Source organism: Desulfosarcina cetonica JCM 12296, assembly GCF_001311845.1.
In the GTDB taxonomy this organism is placed as follows: Bacteria; Desulfobacterota; Desulfobacteria; order Desulfobacterales; family Desulfosarcinaceae; genus Desulfosarcina; species Desulfosarcina cetonica.
Genome location: NZ_BBCC01000064.1, coordinates 12,704 through 31,114, shown reverse-complemented (window position 1 = coordinate 31,114; position 18,411 = coordinate 12,704). Strand labels below are relative to the sequence as shown.

At 56.2% G+C, this 18,411-nt stretch carries 21 protein-coding genes, 4 tRNA genes and 1 pseudogene; 20 read left to right on the top strand and 6 right to left on the bottom strand.

All coding sequences use genetic code 11. The annotated features are described in order from the left end of the window. Positions 1 to 82: 82 nt before the first annotated feature. The 4 genes from JCM12296_RS15630 to JCM12296_RS15615 form a co-directional block, all read right to left on the bottom strand. Positions 83 to 159, bottom strand: a tRNA-Thr gene (locus tag JCM12296_RS15630). 68 nt (positions 160 to 227) lie between these two features. After that, a tRNA-Gly gene (locus JCM12296_RS15625) sits at positions 228 to 303 on the bottom strand. Between the two features lie 136 nt (positions 304 to 439). Further along, positions 440 to 523, bottom strand: a tRNA-Tyr gene (locus JCM12296_RS15620). Between the two features lie 28 nt (positions 524 to 551). Further along, a tRNA-Thr gene (locus tag JCM12296_RS15615) sits at positions 552 to 627 on the bottom strand. 417 nt (positions 628 to 1,044) lie between these two features. Between JCM12296_RS15615 and JCM12296_RS39910 the strand changes: the two genes are divergently transcribed. Genes JCM12296_RS39910 through JCM12296_RS44645 form a run of 3 tightly spaced genes read left to right on the top strand, consistent with a single transcriptional unit; the run spans position 1,045 to position 2,844 of the window. Beyond that, complete coding sequence (locus JCM12296_RS39910) at positions 1,045 to 1,773, top strand: hypothetical protein (protein WP_172683921.1); 729 nt, start codon at positions 1,045 to 1,047, stop codon at positions 1,771 to 1,773. Beyond that, positions 1,679 to 2,416, top strand: a complete 738-nt coding sequence (locus JCM12296_RS44650; protein WP_054694887.1) for a lytic transglycosylase domain-containing protein — start codon at positions 1,679 to 1,681, stop codon at positions 2,414 to 2,416. The genes JCM12296_RS39910 and JCM12296_RS44650 overlap by 95 nt, the downstream gene beginning before the upstream one ends. Further along, positions 2,413 to 2,844 (top strand): LysM peptidoglycan-binding domain-containing protein, encoded by a 432-nt coding sequence (locus JCM12296_RS44645; protein WP_246804393.1) that lies wholly within the window; start codon positions 2,413 to 2,415, stop codon positions 2,842 to 2,844. The genes JCM12296_RS44650 and JCM12296_RS44645 overlap by 4 nt, the downstream gene beginning before the upstream one ends. Before the next feature lie 2 nt (positions 2,845 to 2,846). On the opposite strand, the gene JCM12296_RS15595 is transcribed toward JCM12296_RS44645, so the two are convergent. Both JCM12296_RS15595 and JCM12296_RS15590 read right to left on the bottom strand, forming a co-directional pair. Then, positions 2,847 to 4,544 (bottom strand): ABC1 kinase family protein, encoded by a 1,698-nt coding sequence (locus JCM12296_RS15595; protein WP_054694881.1) that lies wholly within the window; start codon positions 4,542 to 4,544, stop codon positions 2,847 to 2,849. 10 nt (positions 4,545 to 4,554) lie between these two features. Then, the gene (locus JCM12296_RS15590; RefSeq protein WP_054694877.1) at positions 4,555 to 4,872 is read right to left on the bottom strand and encodes a phasin family protein; all 318 of its coding nucleotides are present in this window, start codon (positions 4,870 to 4,872) and stop codon (positions 4,555 to 4,557) included. A gap of 304 nt (positions 4,873 to 5,176) precedes the next feature. On the opposite strand from JCM12296_RS15590, the gene JCM12296_RS15585 reads away from it, so the two are divergent. The 17 genes and pseudogenes from JCM12296_RS15585 to JCM12296_RS49085 all read left to right on the top strand — a co-directional run bounded on the left by JCM12296_RS15585 (position 5,177) and on the right by JCM12296_RS49085 (position 18,382). Beyond that, positions 5,177 to 5,926, top strand: a complete 750-nt coding sequence (locus JCM12296_RS15585) for an ATP-binding protein (protein WP_054694874.1) — start codon at positions 5,177 to 5,179, stop codon at positions 5,924 to 5,926. A 114-nt stretch (positions 5,927 to 6,040) separates the two neighbouring features. After that, positions 6,041 to 6,991 carry a histone deacetylase family protein gene (locus JCM12296_RS15580; RefSeq protein WP_054694871.1) on the top strand — a complete coding sequence of 317 codons (951 nt, stop codon included), beginning with the start codon at positions 6,041 to 6,043 and terminating at the stop codon, positions 6,989 to 6,991. Positions 6,992 to 7,048: 57 nt separating this feature from the next. Continuing rightward, positions 7,049 to 7,519, top strand: coding sequence for a CBS domain-containing protein (locus JCM12296_RS15575; protein ID WP_246804391.1), 471 nt, complete (start codon positions 7,049 to 7,051; stop codon positions 7,517 to 7,519). After that, positions 7,516 to 7,725, top strand: a complete 210-nt coding sequence (locus JCM12296_RS44640) for a hypothetical protein (protein WP_246804388.1) — start codon at positions 7,516 to 7,518, stop codon at positions 7,723 to 7,725. Before JCM12296_RS15575 ends, JCM12296_RS44640 begins: the two co-directional genes overlap by 4 nt. Positions 7,726 to 7,756: 31 nt before the next feature. After that, complete coding sequence (locus JCM12296_RS38380; protein WP_157067647.1) at positions 7,757 to 8,152, top strand: hypothetical protein; 396 nt, start codon at positions 7,757 to 7,759, stop codon at positions 8,150 to 8,152. Then, positions 8,052 to 8,600 (top strand): 50S ribosomal protein L11 methyltransferase, encoded by a 549-nt coding sequence (locus JCM12296_RS15565; protein WP_083456182.1) that lies wholly within the window; start codon positions 8,052 to 8,054, stop codon positions 8,598 to 8,600. Before JCM12296_RS38380 ends, JCM12296_RS15565 begins: the two co-directional genes overlap by 101 nt. A gap of 26 nt (positions 8,601 to 8,626) precedes the next feature. Further along, positions 8,627 to 9,466, top strand: coding sequence for an MBL fold metallo-hydrolase (locus tag JCM12296_RS15560; protein WP_054694862.1), 840 nt, complete (start codon positions 8,627 to 8,629; stop codon positions 9,464 to 9,466). A 23-nt stretch (positions 9,467 to 9,489) separates the two neighbouring features. Continuing rightward, the gene (locus JCM12296_RS50540) at positions 9,490 to 10,242 is read left to right on the top strand and encodes an SIR2 family NAD-dependent protein deacylase (RefSeq protein ID WP_246804387.1); all 753 of its coding nucleotides are present in this window, start codon (positions 9,490 to 9,492) and stop codon (positions 10,240 to 10,242) included. A 51-nt stretch (positions 10,243 to 10,293) separates the two neighbouring features. After that, positions 10,294 to 11,862: an ASKHA domain-containing protein gene (locus JCM12296_RS15550; RefSeq protein ID WP_054694859.1), complete on the top strand. Its 1,569-nt coding sequence runs from the start codon at positions 10,294 to 10,296 to the stop codon at positions 11,860 to 11,862. After that, positions 11,859 to 12,620 carry a cytochrome c3 family protein gene (locus tag JCM12296_RS44635; RefSeq protein WP_246804386.1) on the top strand — a complete coding sequence of 254 codons (762 nt, stop codon included), beginning with the start codon at positions 11,859 to 11,861 and terminating at the stop codon, positions 12,618 to 12,620. Before JCM12296_RS15550 ends, JCM12296_RS44635 begins: the two co-directional genes overlap by 4 nt. Before the next feature lie 74 nt (positions 12,621 to 12,694). After that, positions 12,695 to 13,978 (top strand): 4Fe-4S dicluster domain-containing protein, encoded by a 1,284-nt coding sequence (locus tag JCM12296_RS15540; RefSeq protein ID WP_054694853.1) that lies wholly within the window; start codon positions 12,695 to 12,697, stop codon positions 13,976 to 13,978. After that, a complete protein-coding gene (locus JCM12296_RS15535) occupies positions 13,968 to 14,930 on the top strand; it encodes an RnfABCDGE type electron transport complex subunit D (RefSeq protein WP_054694850.1) in 963 nt (320 codons plus the stop codon). The genes JCM12296_RS15540 and JCM12296_RS15535 overlap by 11 nt, the downstream gene beginning before the upstream one ends. Position 14,931: 1 nt before the next feature. After that, complete coding sequence (rnfG, locus tag JCM12296_RS15530; RefSeq protein ID WP_054694847.1) at positions 14,932 to 15,525, top strand: RnfABCDGE type electron transport complex subunit G; 594 nt, start codon at positions 14,932 to 14,934, stop codon at positions 15,523 to 15,525. Positions 15,526 to 15,540: 15 nt separating this feature from the next. Next, entirely contained in the window at positions 15,541 to 16,164 is a 624-nt protein-coding gene (rsxE, locus tag JCM12296_RS15525; protein ID WP_054694844.1) for an electron transport complex subunit RsxE, read from the top strand. Between the two features lie 14 nt (positions 16,165 to 16,178). After that, positions 16,179 to 16,751: an electron transport complex protein RnfA gene (locus tag JCM12296_RS15520; protein WP_054694840.1), complete on the top strand. Its 573-nt coding sequence runs from the start codon at positions 16,179 to 16,181 to the stop codon at positions 16,749 to 16,751. A 180-nt stretch (positions 16,752 to 16,931) separates the two neighbouring features. Next, a pseudogene (locus tag JCM12296_RS49090) lies at positions 16,932 to 17,693 on the top strand (4Fe-4S dicluster domain-containing protein); the annotation flags it as partial. Positions 17,694 to 17,884: 191 nt separating this feature from the next. Next, positions 17,885 to 18,382: an FAD-dependent oxidoreductase gene (locus tag JCM12296_RS49085; protein ID WP_306304036.1), complete on the top strand. Its 498-nt coding sequence runs from the start codon at positions 17,885 to 17,887 to the stop codon at positions 18,380 to 18,382. Positions 18,383 to 18,411: the final 29 nt, after the last annotated feature.

Below are 18,411 nucleotides of genomic sequence, written 5' to 3'. Positions count from 1 at the left end.
TTTTTAAAACCTCCCATGGATGGACAATTCAGGCTATATGATTTTTCGTTCGAACGCGTTGGACTTTAAAATCTAAAAAAGGTGGAGCCCACGATCGGAATTGAACCGATGAACCTCTTCCTTACCAAGGAAGCGCTCTACCGACTGAGCTACGTGGGCTTAGAAAACACAACAGAAAAGAACGATATTATGGCAGGCGGTGGATGAATGCCGGCGCATGGAAACAATGGAGCGGGAGACGAGGCTCGAACTCGCGACATTCAGCTTGGAAGGCTGAAGCTCTACCAACTGAGCTACTCCCGCATTAAAGGACGCATCACACCGGGATCAACGCATTTCAGCACGATCATCATGCTGACGTTAGCAGCGGCGTCGCAAGCCATGTAGTTAAATATCGATCTTCTGGGTTAACGATCTCCTACAAGCACTTACAATAATTTGGTGGTGGGGGGAGGATTTGAACCTCCGAAGCATCGCCGACAGATTTACAGTCTGTTCCCTTTGGCCACTCGGGAACCCCACCATTTGTAGCGTTATAGCGACTCTTGCGCTGGAGCCAGCGGAGGGACTCGAACCCCCGACCCACTGATTACAAATCAGTAGCTCTACCAACTGAGCTACGCTGGCAACATAATTCTAAAAGAACGCAACCCATCCACCGGAATATGGCATCTTTTTCCGATGCGATTGATTGAAACGTCGTCTTTTACACCCTTGATGATACAATTTCAAGCCCAAATTCACATTCCCTGCATATTTTTTCTTTTCATGGACTGAATCAGGGCCGTCGTTTTCCATCACGCGTCCATGATCGACATGTAATCCGAATGCGGTTGCCCGGGTGCCGTGTCCTTCCCAACTTGACAAAACCGCGCAGCTAAGGTTTAAGACCTATAACGTTTAAGAAGCCTACACACAAGCGGCTTTGGCCATGGCCATGCCGCTTGTCGCCTATCCAAAGCGACTGTTTGACAAAAGGATCCCACATTGCCACGCCAATCCTGTTTGATTCGTCACGGACTTTGCGTCAGCATCCTGTTTTTCATGCTTTATGGATGCGCCCATCAACCTGTTGACGCCGTTTCCAAGACGTCCCAGCCGCCCATCGAAACGACTTCGGGCCGCGATCAGCCGTTGATCGCGCCTTCACCGCGCCATGACGATGAATCCGGTTCATCCGAGCGATCGGCCTGTGAGAATCTTTCAGGGGATCTGCAACCCGATGACGCCGATACGGAGGATACCGGCGCCGAAGAGGAGGACGACGCCCCCCTTCACAGCACCCAGCACGAGCTTGACGATGCCCTGGACTACTGTGACGCCGCCCAGGATTATTGGCAAAAAGGCGAGCTGGAAAGTGCCCTGGAAGCGCTTGACAAGGCCTACGCGCTGATCCTGAGTGTTCGTCCAGACAGCCCGGACAAGATTATCCAGCAAAAAGAGGATTTGCGCTTCCTGATCTCCAAACGAATCCTGGAGATTTATGCCTCGCGCAATATTGTGGTCAACGGCAACCATAATGAAATTCCCCGCTACCTCAACGCGAAGGTCCAAAAAGAGATCGATCTGTTCAACGGGCCGGAAAAAAAATTCTTCATTGAAGCCTATCGGCGTTCCGGAAAGTATCGGCCCTCATCGTCAGTAAATTGGAAGCCGCCGGGCTGCCAAAGGAACTGTCGTGGTTGCCCTGATCGAAAGCGGTTTCAAGGCCCATGCCCTGTCTCCCGCCCGGGCCTTGGGACTTTGGCAATTCATTCCGTCCACGGGATATAAATTCGGTCTCAAGCGCAGCCACTATATTGATGAACGCATCGATTTCGAAAAATCCACCGATGCCGCCATTGCCTACCTCAAGGAACTGCATGGCATCTTTGGCGACTGGGCGACGGTACTGGCCGCCTACAACTGCGGCGAGGGCCGCGTGCTGCATGTCATCCGGACCCAGAACATCAATTATCTCGACGATTTCTGGGACCTTTACGACCGGCTGCCCCATGAAACCGCCCGCTACGTGCCAAGATTCCTGGCAGCCCTGCAGGTCATTGAGCATGCCGAGAAGTACGGCCTTGCCGAAATCACGCCGTATCCACCCATGGCGTACAAGACCGTCACCGTCCATCGCCAGGTCCACCTGAAGGATCTGACAACGCCGTTGTGCGTTTCCCTCGCGACCCTCAAGGAGCTGAATCCCGAATTGCGCTACGGCGTGCTGCCGGATGCCCGCTACCCCTTGCGGGTACCGGTTGGCAAAGCGGAGCTGTTGCTTTCCGCCATCAATCAGGTACCGATTTACGTGGCGCCCCAGCCGCCACCGCCCCGGACGCGAGATTCGCCTATCATCGCGTCAAACGCGGTGAGACGCTCTCCGGCATCGCCCGAAAATATCATACGACTGTCAAGCAATTGCTGGCGGTGAACAAACTGAGACGCGCCGGCCGGATCGTCGTTGGCCAAACCCTCAAGGTGCCCCGGAGCAAAAGTGCCAGAACCGCATACCGGGCAAGCGCGCCTAAAACTGCGGAGTGGAATCGCAAACACGTGGTAAAAAGCGGTGATTCACTCTGGAATATCGCCAACCGCTACGGCACGACCGTTCGCCAAATCCAGGAGAGGAACAAACTCTCCGGAACCAAATTGAGCATCAACCAAACGCTGCGGGTGCCGTCGACGAGCAGCAAAGCCGCCAGATCGGTCCAAAAATCCAAAACCTACCGGGTGAAAAAGGGCGAGAATGCGTCCCTCATCGCCCGCAGACACCGCATGTCCCTCGATCGCTTTCTGAAAATTAATCACCTGACCGCCCGGAGCACCATTGTTCCAGGGCAGATCGTCCTCGTGGATTAAAGCTAAAGCTTACCCTTCTTGATGATTGCCACCAACAGCCAGATGCCAAGAATGGCGGCGGTGAGAAAACCGATAATGCCGATCAGCGAAATGCCATAAACTAGCGGTGGGGTCTTGGAGATCACGATCAGGGCCGAGCCGATGATCAGGGCCGCGATGATAATTGAAAAGGAGATACGGTTGCTGATCTGGTCGTGGGTGGCCAGCATGTTCTCCATGTTCTTCAATTCCAGCATGAAAGTGAATTTCTTCTGCCGGATATTGCGGGTGATCTCCAGCAAGTCTTTGGGAAACTCCTGGAGAAAATCCATATATTGGCCGGCAAGACTCACCGCATCGCTGCTCAGGCGCTTGGGTGAAAAACGGGACAACTTGACCTGCCGGATAAACGGTTCGGAATGCTTGAGCATGTCAAAATCAGGATCGAGCGTGAGACCCACGCCCTCGACGGTGCTGATGGCCTTCATCATCAAAAAAATCTCGGGGGGAATCCGCAGGCGATGCCTTGAAGCAAGATCCAGCATTTGCTGCAACAATTTGCCGATCTTGATCTCCTTGAGCGGCCGGTAGAGATACTCCCCCATGAAATCGGCCACGTCCTTGCCCAGAAGACGCATGTCCGGTTCCTCATCCCACAGGGTCAGCTTCAGCAGCACCCGGGCGGTGCGTGGCTCGTCTCGCCGGACGACGGCATCCACCAGTTCCACGAAGAGTTCACGGGTGTTGCGGTCCACGGTGCCCATCATGCCGAAATCGAGCAAGCAGATGACATTCTCGGGCAGAACGAACAAGTTGCCGGGATGCGGATCGGCATGAAAGAAGCCGTGTTCGAAAATCTGGGTGAGCAGAATCGTGGCCCCACGACGGGTGATCAGTTTGCGGTCCAAACCCTGCGCATCCAGCTCGTCCAGGCGTGAAACCTTGATGCCGTCGATAAATTCGGTGGTCAACACCCGCTGGGTGGTGATTTCCCGATAGACTTTGGGGATATAAACCGTGGGGTCCTGGAGAAAGGACCGCGCCACGCGCTCCATGCTGGTGGCCTCCAGGGTGTAATCCATCTCCTTTTCAATGGATCGGGCGAACTCCTCGACGATCTTGACCGGCCGGTGGTGCGCCAGCTCCTCGATGTGCCGCTCGGCCAGGGTGGCCAGATGGAGCATGATCTCCAGGTCCACCTCGACAATCCTGCGGATACCCGGCCGTTGAATCTTGACGGCGACCTCTTCGTCGTCCAACAGACGGGCGCGGTGCACCTGACCGATGGAGGCCGAGGCCAGGGGAGCGGGATCAAAATAGGTGAAAAGGTCGTCGATGGATTGACCGGTTTCCTGGTACACGATCCGACGAACGTCAGCGATCGAGAACGAGGGGATCTTGTCCTGCAGCCGGGACAGTTCCTGGATGAAGTCGACGGGCACCAGGTCGGGACGAGTGGAGAGGATCTGCCCCATCTTGATGAATGTGGGGCCTAACTCCTCGATGGCCATGCGCACGCGCTCGGCCCGCGTATGGCGTTCTTCACGCTCCGTGCGATGGCGGGTCAGCATCTGGAAACCGAGCTCGATGTATTGATCGATCCTCAATAGTTCCAGGATGTTATCAAATCCGTACTTGAGTAATACGGACAAGATCTGCCGGTAACGGTTCAGGTTCCGATAGGTTCGGCCGATCACGCCGATTTTTCGAATGCTGATCATGCGCCGCGGATCAGGACGTTTCCCCGTCGTCCTGATTGCTGATCAGTTTCTTCAGATCGCGAATTTCTTTTTTGAGCCCCTTGAGTTCGTCCTGGGTCACCACATCCATCTTCTTGAGCAGTTCCTTGACGCTACGTTCCACACGTTCTTCAAGCTTTTTCTGGGTCTCCTCGTAACGGCTCTGAAGCTCGTCGATAAACTTGCGGCCTTCGGTTTCGGTCATCTTGCCCTGCTCGGCCATCTCCTTGGCCATGTCTTCGACTTCGTCCCAGGCTTTGAGGGCCAGGCCGACACCGGCAAGCATGCTTTTTTTGACCAGATCGAACATCGGTATCTCCTTTTTTGACATTGGTGAAGTGCCTATCTATGGGGTTTGCTTTACACCAAATTCTGCGCCTCGTCCACGGCTAATCCCATTCGACAAGGGCCTAGCGCGACTGCCGGCGATCGTCCTTGCGGCAGGATGCCGCGCGATTCTTCATCCCGAGCGGCAAAGCGCCGCGCCTGCGCGTCGGGACAATCCCCTTGACTGTTGCCGCCGGCTGTCCTAATCATGGCAACATTATCTAAAACGCTGTTAAAAAGGCGGTGACCTACCCACCCCCCTTGCTTGCGGAAAGGAGCGCTTTACCATGCCCGTATCCATTGCCATGGCCGGAAAAGGCGGAACCGGAAAGACCACTGTTTCCGGAATGTTGATAAAATATCTGGTCAACCACGGCAAAGCCCCTGTACTGGCTGTCGATGCCGATGCCAACGCCAACCTGAACGAAGTTCTCGGCCTGGAAGTCACCGAGACCCTGGGCAATGCCCGGGAAGAGATGAAAAAAGGCATCGTTCCCAGCGGAATGACCAAGGACGTGTTCATATCCATGAAGCTGGAACAGGCCGTCATGGAGCAGACGGGTTTCGATCTGGTGGTCATGGGGCAACCCGAGGGGGCCGGCTGCTACTGCGCCGCAAACACCCTCCTGACGGGTTTTTTGGAACGGCTGGCCGGCAATTATCCCTACCTCGTCATGGACAACGAAGCCGGCATGGAGCATCTCAGTCGACTGACCACCAAAAATGTGGACGTGCTGCTGATCGTCACCGACACCTCGCGCCGGGGATTGCAGGCCGGCCTGCGAATCCAGAAGCTGGCCAACGACCTGAAACTGGGTATCGGCAAGAGCTATATCATCATCAATCAGGCCAAAAGCGAACCGGATGACGAAGTAAAAACCATGATTGTCGACAGCGGTTTGGAATTGGCGGGGGTGATTCCCGCCGACGAGGAGGTCTACGAATTCGATCTGACCGGCCGCCCGACGGTTGATCTGGATGCCGACAACCCGGCCATGAAGGCCGCCTACGCGATTTTCGATCGGATCATCCCGTAATCGCGTCACCGCCACCCGCATCCACGGCACCCTGAAACCCGTAACGGCAGTCGCAACCCGTTGCAAATCGTCAACCCCCGGAAGCACCGGCCGGAAGCACCGGAAAGGACGCCGATGAAACGAACAGGCTATTTGCACGACAACCGGTACCTGCTCCATGATACGGGACCCTATCACCCGGAAACATCCGACCGCCTCACCGCCATGTATAATGGCATCAAGGCCGCCGGCCTTCTGGACCACCTCATTCTTCTCCCGGCGGTGCGCGCCGATCTCAAATGGATTGATAGCGTCCATTCGACCAGTTATATCCGGCGCTTCGAAGAGGTCTGCCTCTCCGGTAACCGCACCTTTGACTATCCGGACAACCAAATGTGCGTGGATACCTACGAAACCGCTTTCCTGGCCGTCGGCGGGGTCATTGACGTGGCCCGGCGGATCATGGAAGGCGAGCTGGACAACGCCTTTTGCGCCGTCCGGCCGCCCGGGCACCATGCGGAAAGGGCCCAGGCCATGGGATTCTGCTATTTCAACAACGTGGCCATTGCCGCACGCTATCTGCAGCAAACCCACGGCGTCCACCGGGTGGGCATCATCGATTTCGACGTTCACCACGGCAATGGAACCCAGGCGATTTTCGAGGAAGATCCGACGGTCTTTTACTACTCCATTCACCAGCACCCCTCCTTCGCCTTTCCGGGTACCGGCCGGGAGTTCGAGGAAGGGACCGAGCTGGGCTATGGATTCACAAAAAATTCGCCGGTTCTGCCGGGCCAGGGAGACGATGATTACCGGAAGCTGATCGAGAGCGACCTCTTACCGGCATTCGAACGGTTCAAACCGGAATTCATCATTGTCTCCAGCGGATTTGACGGTCACGAAGACGATGACATGTCCGACATCAACCTATCCAGCGCAGGATTCTCATGGATCATGGAAACGATCATGAAATTGGGCGATCAATCCGCCGGCGGACGGGTCATGTCGGTTCTGGAGGGCGGATACTGCCTGGAGCGGCTGGGCGAGTTGGCCGCCGACCATGTCAGGATCTTGCTTGGCGGCTGATGCCAAACGCCAGGCGATGGCATCGTTTTGCTAACCCCCCACTGTTTGGAGGATAACATGTTTGTCAGCCGATCCATGGTTTCAGAAGTCATCACCATCGACAAGGATGCATCGGTTTTTGAGGCCCAGGAAAAAATGGCCGCCAACCGGATTCGCCACCTGCCCGTCATCGAAAGCGACCAGCGTCTGATCGGCATCGTCACCGATCGGGACATCCGCAGCGCCATGCCTTACAGCATGATCAAAAACCAGGCCACCGCCGAAGAGACCGAAAAGCTGGCCCAACTGACCGTGGCCGATATCATGACCCACAACCCCAAGACCATTTCCCCCAACTTCACCCTTCCGGATGCCCTGTTGCTCATCCAGAAAGAAAGAGTCGGGGCTTTTCCGGTTGTCGACGAAGCCGGCAAGCTCAAGGGGATTCTTTCGGTGCGGGATCTTTTGCGCGCGTTCGTCAATGTGCTGGGCATCCACGAACCGGGCACCTTTTGTGCATCGAAGTCGAGCAGAAGGTCGGCCAGATGAAACGCATCGTCGATGCCATCACCGAAGAGAATATCGCCTTCGGCAGCGTTCTGGTGGCCCGCACCTGGGAGGAGGGCAAACGCGCCGTGTTCCCCTACCTGCTGACCAACAATGTCGCTCGGATCAAGAAAAAGCTGACTGCCATGGGATACCGGCTGATCAACCCCATGGAGTGGTATCTCGATACCCTGCCAAAAACCAAATAGGATGAACGCGCAAAACAGGCAATTGAAACCGATGCCCCTGCCCCCTGCCGCCAACCCCTATGCGGATCTGTATATCTATTACCTGTCGGGGCGGTTTCGACCCGGCCGGGACTTCCAGCCGCAGCACTATCTGGGATGTTGGGAAGAAGGGGATTTTTCCTTTCTTTTCTTCACGCGGCCGAATCTGGCGCTGGTGGAGAAAACCGCCGCCAGTCTACCCGACGTCACCCTGATCGACCACTACCAGATGACCTACGCCCAGTGGCAGGGCGGCGATATCGTGCCCTGCCGCATCGGCCGGTTTACCGTCACGCCCCCCTGGTTCGATGCTGCCAGCGCCCGACGACGACACCATCGTTCTCGATCCGGGCGTGGTCTTCGGCACGGGAACCCATCCCACCACCCAGGACTGTCTGGAAGCCCTTGAATTGGCCTTTGCCGCCGGTTCCGTGGAAACCACCCTGGATCTGGGTACCGGCACCGGGTTGCTGGCCCTGGCCGCCGCCCGCCTGGGTTGCCCGAAAGTGCTCGCCGTCGATTTGACCCTGCTTGCCGCAAAAACCGCCGAACGCAATGTAAGGCTCAATCAGCTGGGCGGCCAAGTACTTGTGACCCAAGGAGATGCCGAGAAATTTATAGACTTTACGAGCGATCTTGTGGTATCCAACATCCATTATGATGTCATGAAAAACCTGCTTGACACCACAGGGTTTTTGAAAAAAAAGCGTTTCATCCTTTCCGGTTTGATGCGCAGTGAAGCTGCCCGGGTCGAATCGACGCTGGCCGGTCTGCCGGTGAAGCTGCTCAAACGATGGAACCGAGACGGCATCTGGTCCACTTTTTACGGGGAAACCGGACAGAGGGGAAACGGATAGACCGGCGGAGGCAAAAGAGATTGACCATGGTCATCACGTGCTGGGGCTCCAGGGGATCCATCCCCGTCTCCGGGAAGGAGTATATCAAGTACGGCGGTGACACAACCTGCATGGTGATCCACACCACCAGCGACGACATCATTATCGTGGATGCCGGCACCGGTATCCGGCGCCTGGGCAATCATCTCATCGAGCAGAACCGCTACCACTACAACTTCCTGCTCACCCATGGCCATTGGGATCATCTCATGGGGTTCCCCTTTTTCAAGCCCCTGTTTCTCAGCCGCACCGAAATCCACATGCACCGGGCGCCGTTTCACAAAAAATTCATGCAAAGCATGTTTTCCAAAGTCATGGCACCGCCCAATTTTCCCGTACGCTACTCGGATCTGAAGGCCAAAATCGTCTGGAAAGAGGGGCATCCGGCGGAATTCACCATCGGTTCGGCCACGGTCGTGCCGATTCCCATCAGCCACCCCAACACGGGCAAGGGTTACAAATTCATTGAAGACGGAAAGTCTTTCGTCTTCATCACGGACAATGAGCTGGGCTTCGTTCATCCCGGCGGGCTGCCATTCCAAAACTATGTGGATTTCTGCCGCGGGGCCGACTTGCTGATTCATGACGGCGAGTACATTCCCGAAGAGTACGGCCGGCTGATCGAATGGGGGCACTCGACTTACACCGATGCCCTCGAACTGGCCTTTCAGGCCGGTGTGAAACGCCTGGGCCTGTTCCATCTCAACCAGGAACGCACCGACGACCAGGTGGATGCGATTGTCGCCGCCTGCCGATCGATTATCGCCAAGCGGGGCCAGTCCCTGGAATGTTTTGCCGTGGGCCGGGATATGACCTTCACCCTCTAAAAATCTGCTTGAAAACGATGCTGATGTCCGATTCGTTCGAAAATGCCGTCAATGTCCTGACCCAGGCCAAAAAGGCGGTTGCCCTGACCGGCGCGGGAATTTCCGTTGAAAGCGGCATTCCGCCATTCCGGGGCAAGGGCGGTCTGTGGGAAAAAATCGACCCCATGAAATACGCCCACATCGATGCCTTTCTGGAAGATCCGAAAACCGTGTGGGACGTTGATCAAAAACATGAAAACGGTTCTGGACAAGGCACATCCCAATGCCGCGCACACCGGACTCGCCGATCTCGAGCAGCTGGGAATCCTCCAGACGGTCATCACCCAAAACGTGGATGGGTTGCACCAGCGGGCCGGCAACCGGGATGTGATCGAATTCCACGGCAGTTTCGCAGGATGCACTGCCAGTCCTGCGACTGGGCCATTGAAACCGCCCAGGTGGACCTCTCCGAGATCCCACCCCGTTGCGGTTGTGGCGGTTTTCTGCGCCCAGACTGCATCTTCTTCGGCGAGTTGATCCCCCACGAAGCGCTGTTTCGCTCCCAGCAAGTCTCGGCCGCCTGTGATGTGATGCTGGTGATCGGCACCTCGGCCACGGTGCAACCGGCCGCCAGCATGCCCTTCATCGCCCGGGATAACGGCGCCGTGGTCATCGAGATCAACCCCGAGCCCACATCGCTTACCCAGCGGATCAGCCACCTGCCGCTCATGGGGGCCGCCGGCACGATTCTTCCTCGGCTCGTCGGCACCATCCGGCAGCGGTTGGCCACCCCCTGACATCCATGCCACGCCACCCGTGATCGCTTTCGCACCGCTCAAGGAGAACCGATGACACCTGCCGCCGATACCCGTTGGGTAAAACATATCGCCCTGACCCCACCGTCGCTGGGAGACAACACCGCCGATGCGGACCGTCTGATCCTGGCCCTCAACAAGGCCCTCGGAACAACGACGATGACGATCGGCCTCGATCAGTTGCAGCCGCTTCCCGAACAGCTGCGCCAGTGGAACTACCAGGTACGGGCCGTGACATTCAAAGTCGACCGCACCACCGGCAGCCTCGTCCATCTGACCGCCGGCGATGCGCGTGAAACCCTCTGCGGATTGGCCGTGGATCTCGGCACCACCCGAGTGGTCCTGCGTCTCATCGATCTTGAAACCGGCCAAGCGATGGGCGAACGCGTCTTCGACAATCCCCAAATCAGCGTGGGGCCGGATGTATTGACGCGCATCCACTACGCGGAAACGCCCGATGGCCTGACGCGCCTGAACCGTCTGATCATCGAGGGTCTCAACACCCAATTGGACGGGCTTTGCCAAGCCAGCGGCATCCAGCCCGATGCCATTCATCTGGTCGCCATTGCCGGCAACACCGCCATGACCCACCTGCTGTTGGGCCTCAATCCCCGTTGGATCATCCGGGAGCCATATATTCCGGTGGTCAACCAGCCCGGCGTCCTCAAGGCGGGTGATCTGGGACTGGCCGTTGCCGCCAACGCGCGTGCGCTGGTGTTCCCCAATGTGGGCAGCTATTTCGGCGGCGATCTGATCGCCGGCGTGCTGTATTGCGACATGGACCAGCGGGAAGAGACGGCCATTCTCGTGGACGTGGGAACCAACGCCGAGGTGATCCTGGGCAACCGACACTGGATGATGGCCTGTGCCGGCGCGGCCGGCCCGGCCCTGGAGGGGGGGGTGACCCGCATGGGAACCACGGCCGGGCCAGGGGTCATCGACCGCATCCGCATCGACCCGACCACGCTCGCCTTCGATATTCACACCATCGAAGAAAAGCCGCCCCGGGGGATCTGCGGTTCCGGCGTCATCGACCTGGCCGCCGCTCTTTTCCGTTCAGGCATGATCGATATCCGCGGCAAGCTGCGACCCGAACGTTGCGCCAAGCGGTTCCTGCTCAAGGATGAGTTGGCCCATCTGATCGTCGTTCCCGCCAGCGACTCGGGAACCGGCGCGGACCTATGTATTTCCCAAGCCGATCTGGACAGTCTGATCCGTTCCAAGGCAGCCATGTACACCATTTTGGAAACCATTACCAACAGTGTCGGAATGGCCCAGGCAGAGCTGGAAACGTTTTTCGTGGCCGGCACCTTCGGCGCCTACATCGATCCGCAATCGGCCATTACCATCGGCATGATCCCCGATCTGCCCCTGCCGCGCTATCAAAGTCTGGGCAACAGTTCCCTTGGCGGTGCCGCGCGGGTATTGAGCGAACCGGATTGCTTCGATCGCGTCAAGCACATTCGTGACGGCATCACCTACATGGAACTGAATGTAAACCAGGAATTCATGAACCGCTTTTCGGCGGCCAAATTTCTGCCCCATACCGACACCGCCCGATTCCCATCGGTGGACGTGCCCGGCAACGGCGGGCCTGTGTGATAACCGGCGTCTTCAAATGGGTTTCTCTCTTTCCGATCCCATTTTACTATTTTCTCTTGAATACTACAGCCGTCACTTCTCAAGCCCCAAGCCCCCTTCCCCAATCCTTTGCAAGAGCGCCCCGACGATCGGCGCAAAGCATCTTCAGTCGGCCTTGGAAACCGGTCTTTGTATTTTGTTTTCAACTGCTTGCCGATCATCCAAATAAAGCCTTGAAAGCTTTTGTGCATTATGATAGTCGATGGTTTGATTTTTTTAGCCCACTCTTTTCACAACAATCACAATTAAATTCCAAAAAGGATCGAGTCCACATGACGTCGAAGAAACAGTTGCTGTTTGCTTACGGTCTGGCAATCCACCTGTTGCTTGTCGGAATCATTTGCTATGCGGCATTTCCGGTCAAAGCGCCTCATGAACCCATCCGAATCATGTACCAGACCACTGCTGGGAAGGTCCTTTTTGACCACCAAACCCACACCACCGCATCCGGATATGGCGCAAGTTGCTTTGATTGCCACCATCATCCCATGGATGACGAGAGTGCGCTGATCGCTTGCTCGGAATGCCATCAGGCGCCTGCCGAAGACGGTTCAAAACCCGAGCGCTGCCTGGACTGCCATGATGAAAGCGACATCGAAGACACGCAGATGATATCCCGGCCGGATGCCTTCCACCAGGGATGCACCGAATGCCATGAGCAGTTTGAGAAAGGTCCGCAGCCCGGGTCGGAAAACTGCTCCAAATGTCATGTTCTGTAGTCGGGCAGATCGCATCCGTTAAACCGTTGTAGCACCTTTAACACTTACCGCGGACCTAACAAAAGGTTGAGCCCATGCGAAAACGATCATTTTTCGGTCTATCCAAGCCTTGTTTCAAGTACGAACTGGCCACCGACACGTCTGCCCGTCCCGTGGCCATCCCGACCCCCGGGCAGGTGACCCTTTATATCAAGACACCTTACAAGCAGGCCAGCAACCTGCTGAAGGTGGGGACACCTGTAAAAACCGGCCAACGGCTGGTTCTACGGGAAGATGACGACGTTTGCGCCATCTCCTCGGCCACCGGGACGATTTGTGCCATCGGTCCGTTTCTGGCCGATTTCGGCAAGGCCTGGACGGCTGTCACCATCAAAACGGAAGGCAAGGACGATGTTGACCCGGAATTTTCCGCTTTCGCCGCCGAGCCCTCGCTGGAAACATTAGAGCGTTTTCTTTCGGCAGGCCCCGGTGAACCGGACTTCTCGCCGCTGATGGACGCAGGCCGTCCGGTGAACACCATCGTTATCTATGGCGGGAACGCCGATCTTCTCATCAATACCAGTCTGTACGTATTGAAAAACAACATCGAAATCATCAACGCCGGCATCGAAGTCTTGAGAAAAGCCACCGGCGTTCAGGAGATCGTCATCGCCGTACCGAAAGAAAGCGTGCAGAACTACTCCGGCCATCTGGACGCCCGTATTCAGCCTTTTTCTTCCCAGTACCCGTATGCCCAGCCGCTGATGATTCTTCATGACCTCACGGGCAGGCTTCCGGACGAAAGCGGTCCTTCGTCCATGGGGATCCACTTCCTCCGTGCCGAGGCCGTTGCCGCCATCGGCCAGGCGTTCAACAGTGGTCTGCTGCCCATTGAGAAAACCGTCACCGTCATCGATAAGCAAGGCGCCAAGCACCTTGCCCGGGCGCGCATCGGCACACCGGTGGGCGATCTGTTGAAAAAATTCGACATCCCAATCAACGATCAGGACAAGATCGTCTTCGGCGGCCCCATGACGGGCAACGCCATTTACAGCGAAGATCTTCCGGTGGGGCCTGACACCGATGCCGTCATGGTGCAGGACAAAAGTGAAATTCCCCTGTACAGCGATTATCCCTGCATCAACTGTGGCGATTGCGTACGCGTCTGCCCGGCGAATGTTCCGGTGAACCTGCTGGTTCGTTTTCTCGAGGCCGGGCAGTATTCCGAAGGCGCGGATCTCTATGATCTGTATTCATGCATCGAATGTGGCCTTTGCAGCTACGTGTGCGTATCCCGCATTCCGATTTTTCAGTATATCAAACTGGCAAAATACGAACTAGGCCGGATCCTATCTGCGGAGGAGATGAATGAACAGTAAGAAGACGCTAATTGTATCCCACGCGCCGTTCTGGCACGACGGCAGCGGGATTCCCGAGCGAAGCTACAACACCATCATCGCCGCCCTTCCCGCCGCCTTCGCGGGAATCGCCTTTTACGGTGCACCCGCGCTGGGTGTCATCTGCATGGCCATGTCGACGGCAATTTTCTGGGAGCTCCTGCTCAACCGGGCCATGCGCCGCCCAATTACCGTCGGAGATGGAAATGCCGCGCTGGTCGGCCTGCTTCTGGCCATGTTGCTACCGGCTTCGACGCCTTGGTGGGTTGTTTTGATCGGCACCTTCCTGGCCATCGTCATCGGCATGCAGATTTTCGGTGGAATCGGCGCCAATCCGTTTAATCCGGTTGTGCTTGCCATCGCCATCCTCAGTCTCTCATACAACCATTACCTCGACTTCGACAGCGGGTTGGTCAACTTCGCCCTTCCCTTCTCCTCTTCCATGGCGCCGCTTGCCACACTGAAAGCATTCGGTCCCGAGGCTGTCGCGAATCTTAACCTGATGGACCTTTTCATGGGCAAGCAAGTCGGGGCATTGGGCAGCACCAGCGGCCTGGCACTTACGATTGGCGGCATCTACCTGATGCTCCGCGGATTCATCCGATGGGAAATCAGCCTCTCGTTTATCGCCGGCATCTATCTGACCGCGATGCTTTTCAACATGGCCGATCCAATTCGATTTGCGCCACCCATGCTCCATCTGCTTACCGGTTATACGTTAATCGCGGCATTCTTTTTAGCCACCGAAAGTTCCTCATCGCCGGTCAATTTCCTTCCCATGCTGTTGTATGGCGCTTTGGGCGGTATCATGACCGTCCTGATTCGCAATATTGGCGCCTACGTCGACGGCGTGATCTTCGCGATATTGCTAATCAATCTGACAAACCCTCTGATCGACAAGATCAGACCCAAGGCGATTGGAAAGGTAGCATAGTATGGGCGAAATGATAAAAATGGTGGTCGTCCTAACCGTGTTGAGTGTCGTTTCAGGCGGCGGTTTATCCTGGTTAAAGGACTTCACCGGACCAAAAATCGAAAATCAAGAGATGAATCTGGTCAAAGGGCCGGCCATCCGTGCCATTTTGAAGGACTCGGAAAAGGATCCCGTTGAAAATCGCTTCAAAATTCAAGACGGTGAAACCGAGCGCAATATCTTTGTCGGTGTTTTTAACGGAAAGCCTGACACAGTAATTCTCGAATCCGTCGCCAACGGGTTTGCCGATAAAGTCGGCATGGTCGTCGCGATTAACATGACCGATTCGACCTTGCGCGGTGTGGCCGTCACCACTCACAAGGAAACGCCTGGCCTGGGTGCCCGGGCCAAGAGTGATCCCAGTTTCTCAGCTCAGTTTGCCGGGAAGCCATTGACCGTTCCGGTTCAGGTTTCACAGGATGGTGGAAACATCACCGCGCTTAGCGGCGCCACGATTACTTCCCGTGCCGTATGCGCCGGCGTCACCAAAGCCATCGAAAAGTACAACGAATTGAAGCCGCAATTGGAAGAAAAAATCAAAAGCATGGGCAATTAAAGGAGTCTATCGAAAATGGCCAAATCAATCGTTGCTGAATTCACCAAAGGCCTGTGGAAGGAGATCCCCCCGTTCCGACTGGTTCTCGGTCTCTGTCCGACCTTGGGTGTGACCACTTCCATGAAAAATGGCATCGGCATGGGGCTGGCCACAACCTTTGTTCTGCTCTGCTCTAACATTCTGGTATCCCTTCTGCGCAAGGTGATTCCCAGCAAAGTCCGTATTGCCTGTTTCATCATTATCATCGCCACGTTCGTTATTGTGGTTGAACAGATGATGGCGGCCTACGCATACACGCTCTTTATGGATCTGGGCGTGTTTATTCCCCTGATCGTTGTTAACTGTATTGTTCTCGGACGGGCGGAAGCCTTCGCCTCGAAAAACGGCATCGCCACCTCCGCCGCCGATGGACTCGGCATCGGTGTGGGATTTACACTCTCCCTGGCCTCCCTCGGCGCGGTCAGAGAGCTGCTGGGGACCGGATCGCTGAAAGGCGACATTTTCGGCTTTCTGCCCTACCACTTTTCCAATATTTTTGGATCTTCGTTCGAACCTTTCGGATTTGCCGTACAGGCACCCGGTGCTTTCATCGCTCTCGGCCTGATGCTCTGTGCCATGAACCTTATCCCCAGCAAATAGTTTGAGGAATCATCATGGAATATATTGAACTGATCGTTGCCACCATCTTCGTCAACAACATTCTGCTGGCGCAGTTTCTGGGTAACTGTCCTTTCCTAGGCACATCAAAAAAGATGGAAACTGCCGCCGGCATGGCCATGGCGGTTATTTTTGTCCTCGTTATGGCCGGTGTTATCACCTGGGTGATCTACGCTTGGTTGTTGGTTCCCTACAAACTTGAGTTCTTGCGAACCATTGCTTTCATCCTGGTGATTGCCTCGCTGGTGCAATTCGTCGAAATGTTTCTCAAGAAAAGCATGCCGGCCCTGTACGCCGGGCTGGGGATCTTCCTGCCCCTGATCACCACCAACTGTGCGGTATTCGGCGTCTGCGTGCTCAACATCGACAAAGAGTTCGGCTTTATGCAGTCTTTGGTTGCCTCCTTTGGCTATGCGGCCGGTTTTGGTCTTGCGTTAATTCTCTTTGCCGGCGTTCGTGAACGCATTTTACTCGCTCGCGTCCCCAAGCCTCTTCAGGACACGTCCATCGCGTTGGTAACGGCCGGGGTTCTTTCCCTCAGCTTCTACGCATTTCGCGGAATGGTTTAGGCTGTTGCACATGCCCTGACGGGACACGCATCGCTTTTCACTATGCCCAAAACCGTTTGGGGACCTGAGTCCTTCCAAACGGTTTTTTTATCATTTTTTCTGCTTAAGGGGATGGGTTTGCATGGGTAGGCGCCACCCCCTGATCGAAGGGAGGTTCCTGTGGTCATCGCAATTCTTGTCATGCTTGGCATTGGGGCAGCCTGCGGCATCATTCTCAGCGTTGCCTCCAAGGTGTTCTATGTTTACGAGGATCCACGTATCAGCCAGGTCGAATACTTCCTGGCCGGTGCCAACTGCGGCGGCTGCGGATTCGCCGGGTGTGGCGCGGCAGCCGTCGCCATCGTCGAGGGCAAGGCCAGCCCGGGAATCTGCGTTGCCGCCGATTCCGAATCCGCCATCAATATTGCGGGGGTCATGGGCGTCGACCCCGGCACGGCCGAACCGATTAAATCACTTAACACCTGCAGTGGCGGCGATCGCGCCGTCGACAAGTTCATTTACAACGGCGCCATGAGCTGCGCCGCCATGGCGACCCTTTACGGGGGCAAACGGGTCTGCTCCATCGGCTGCATGGGCATGGGCGACTGCATCAAGGCCTGTAAATTCGACGCGATCCACATGGGGCCCCATGGGTTCCCGGTAATTGACGAATTCAAGTGCGTGGGATGCGGGGCCTGTGCGTCGGTCTGTCCCAAGAACCTGCTCTCGGTCAAGAGTATGTCGCAGCGCCTTTTGGTCTTCAACGAAGAGGATCAAGCCCTGGCCCCTTGCCAGCAAACCTGCCCGGCCGAAATCGACATTCCCAAATACATCCATTTGATCAAGGAGGGCGATTACGAGGGCGCCGTCAACACCATTCGCGAGCGCAACCCACTGCTGCTCTCCTGCGGTCGGGTCTGCCCGCATCCGTGTGAGAATTACTGCCGCCGCGCCATCGAGGACGATGAAGCCGTATCCATCAACCAGCTCAAGCGTTTCGTGGCGGACTACGAAATGAACAGCGGCCGCCGTTATCCCATTTCCTGCGCCCCGGATACGGACAAACGGGTCGCCATTATCGGCGGCGGTCCCGCCGGCGTCAGTTGCGCTTACTTTCTGCGACGCTTGGCCATCATCCCACGATTTATGAAAACATGTCCAAACTGGGTGGCATCACCCGCTATGGCATTCCCGAATACCGACTGCCCGACAAGGTTCTCGACTGGGAAATCGAGGGTATTCTCAACCTGGGGATTGATGTGCACTACAACACCCGCCTGGGGCGTGATTTCACCATTCAGAGCCTGCGAGAAGAAGGCTATGACGCCATTTTCATGGGCATCGGTGCCTGGAAGGACTACAAATTGGGCATTCCTGGGGAGGATCTCAAGGGCGTCTGGCAGGGGATCAATTTCCTGTCTTCAGTCGCGGATTCGCCGGAAAAGCGCATTCCCATCGGCAAACGCGCGGCCGTTGTGGGCGGTGGGAACTCCGCCATTGACTGTGTAAGAACGCTTTTGCGACTGGGCTGTGAGAAGGTCTACCTCGTCTATCGCCGTACACGCAAGGAGATGCCGGCCAACGAGGTTGAAATCGTTGCCGCCGAGCACGAGGCATTACCTTTCAGTTCCTTGCCGCCCCGACCCGTGTAATTGACGATGGCAAGGGCAACGTCAGCGGC